The organism is Bacteroidales bacterium, from assembly GCA_021157585.1.
Classification (GTDB): domain Bacteria; phylum Bacteroidota; class Bacteroidia; order Bacteroidales; family UBA12170; genus UBA12170.
Genome location: JAGGWH010000171.1, coordinates 1 through 2,725 on the forward strand (window position 1 = coordinate 1; position 2,725 = coordinate 2,725).

Genomic DNA, 2,725 nt, shown 5'->3' on the forward strand with positions numbered 1-2,725 from the left:
CTAAACCCGCTTCCAAACGAGCGACTAAACCTGCTAATAAACCTTCTGCAAAATCAAAAGGAGGAGGAAAAAGGAGATAAAAAATACGTGCTGTAACACCTAAGCAGATAAAAACTCCGTTTAGCTAGAGCTAGACGGTTTTTATCTGCATTGTTGAACGACACCAAAAGTAGTGGGGGCAGCTATTTCAGACTATATGTAATTTCAATCAAGAGCCTTAATTTGTTAATTCTAGCTGAGAAGGTCAGGAATTTGGTAAAAGAGGTAAATAATGAGTTATTTTTCATCCTTATTTGTTTATTTCATTGGTAGTTTTCATTTTCATTAGCTTACATTTATACAATTAAACATAAGTATTGCCTTACGTCAAATTTCACGTTTAATTTCTTTTTGGTTAAAAATGGTTTCGTTGGCATTATGCTACTTTAGGTGCACTTCGGCAACGCTCAGCAACCAAAGCTTTTGGCCTTGCTTTAGCTTCTACCAGAAGCATCCTTCCTCCGCAGTGTTTGCATTTTCCTATTTCTACACCATACACCAATTCCAGAATATCTGCCACCAATATTTTTTGCGGTTTTTGATATTTGGAAAGTTCAAAATGCTCGTGCATTTTTTCTAGCATATTGGTTTTATTTCGGGATGATAAAAATCCGTAATTTCTGATCTTCATAAACCTTGCAGGCAAAACGTGTTGTAAAAAGAGTTTGATAAAATCCTCACCTTTTAAAGTACGGATTTTCTTTTTATAATCATCTGCTCTATCGGTATATTCAAAGGATACCTTTTTATTTGTAACGCTTTTTATTCTGGCATTGCTAATGGCAATCTTATGAGTATATCTGCCTAAGTATTCAAAAACTGACTGCTCGTTTTTAAAGCTTTTCTTGGAGTATACCACCCAGTTTTTATTATAAAGAGTTTCCTTTAAATGGTAGAAAAATTGCTTTTGTGTTTGATCTTGTAAATCCCAAAATTTCAGCTCACCATCTTTAAAATACTTCTTTAGTTGTTCTAAAAACTTCCCTTTAAATGTTGAAGCTAAGGCTTGGGTATTAAAAAGATAATCGCCATCGGTTGGTGATGATTTCCATTTGTTATTTGCTGTAATTCCACCCGATGGGATGATGCAATGCAGGTGAGGATGGTATTCTAAATCCTGTTTCCAAGTGTGCAAGACTGCAATCATCCCCATCTTTGCTTCAATCCGGTTTATAGGATTTTCAGAAAAGCTATCGATAGTATTCCAAGCACATTTAAAGAGTAAATTATAGAGTAGCGCTTTATTAAATTTAAAGAGAGTCCGTAGCTCAGAAGGAATAGTAAAAACAGTATGGTGGTATTTTACTGGCAATAAATCGTTTTGTTTTGCCAATATCCATTTGTCTTTGTTTATAGCCTGACAATTGGGGCAGTGCCTATTGCTGCACGAATTATAATGCGTTTGCATAATACCGCAATCTTGGCAAGCTTGAACATTAAACCCTAGTTTTTCTGTTCTACATATTTTAATAGAATCTATGACTTTATGCTGATCAATGGTAGCAGAATTAAAGCGGAGATATTCCCCGCTAAAACTCTCAAAAGCTTTTGTTATTAGACTTTTCATGACATATCCTCCCAATTATCAAAAGGACTAAATCCTTTAAAAAGGGGAACTTCGCTCACGTGAAGATAAATCATGGTTGTTTTTATGGATGCATGGCCAAGGATAGCTTGTAGTGTTTTTATGTTCATCCCATCTTCCAACGCATGCGAAGCAAAACAATGTCGCAATATGTGCAGATTGATTTGTTTTATACCAGACTTTTTATTCGCCATCTTAAGAGCATGCCTAAGACCACTAGCTGTTAAAGGTTTTCCTTTGGTCTTGCCATTAAACAGAAAGTCTACAGGCTTATAGGCTTTAAAATACGCTCTTAAATCAGGTAATAGTTTCTTTGATAAAACGGTATATCTGTCTTTATTTCCTTTGGAGCGGTTGATCCTAATTCTGAATTTCCCATCATTTGTTTCAATGTTTTCTATCTTCAGGTTAAGTAATTCGTTACGCCTGAGTCCAGAAGCATAGAGCATGGTCAGCATCAATCTATGCTTTACATTATCACTACTAGAGAATAGTTTATGAAGTTCTTTTCTGCTTATAATAACAGGCAGATCCTGCTCTTCTTTAGGGTAAGGTATTTTAAATGCAAACTTTTCCCTATCAAGCATATGAGTATAATACCAGCGCAAACCTGCAACATAGATTTTAATGGTTCGCCAAGCCCTAAATTTATGATATTGAAGCTGGTAGAGATAGTCGGTAACTTCATCTATTTCAGTATCCGCAGGATGTTTTCCAGTGTGTTTGCATAAATACTCCACACAACGTGTATAGTTTATAATAGTTTGGTCGGAATGATTGCTCACCGCCAAACGCTTTTTCATCTTCTCCAGTAAAGAATTTAACTCCTTAACTGAAATTTCATTTGAATTTTCCATCATATATGTTTTAATTAATAAAACATGGTATACGGATTTGACTATGTCAAAGGATTTGGCTACTTTTGGTTTTGTTCAACAAAGCATATTAAACAAACTAAAATAAATCAGAATGGCTGCATTTTAAGATAAGCTCAAGAAATATTGTAAAAATTATATAAATATTCTGTTAAATACCGACTTACAAAGCCTTTCTTTCTAAATTTTCTTTATCTTTGGAATGCATGGTCTTCAAATACCTAGA

Annotated in this window: 2 protein-coding genes; both read right to left on the bottom strand. The window is 34.6% G+C overall.

Features of this window, described 5'->3' with window-relative positions; translation table 11 throughout:
- Window positions 1-415: 415 nt before the first annotated feature.
- Window positions 416-1,606: an IS91 family transposase gene (locus tag J7K39_11950; protein ID MCD6180606.1), complete on the bottom strand. Its 1,191-nt coding sequence runs from the start codon at window positions 1,604-1,606 to the stop codon at window positions 416-418.
- On the bottom strand, window positions 1,603-2,409 hold the full coding sequence (locus J7K39_11955; protein ID MCD6180607.1) for a tyrosine-type recombinase/integrase: 807 nt from the start codon (window positions 2,407-2,409) through the stop codon (window positions 1,603-1,605). The genes J7K39_11950 and J7K39_11955 overlap by 4 nt, the downstream gene beginning before the upstream one ends.
- Between the last annotated feature and the right edge of the window lie 316 nt (window positions 2,410-2,725).

Excerpts from the sequence above, each read along its gene's own strand:
- J7K39_11950 (MCD6180606.1), bottom strand. The coding sequence starts at position 1,606 with ATGAAAAGTCTAATAACAAAAGCTTTTGAGAGTTTTAGCGGGGAATAT.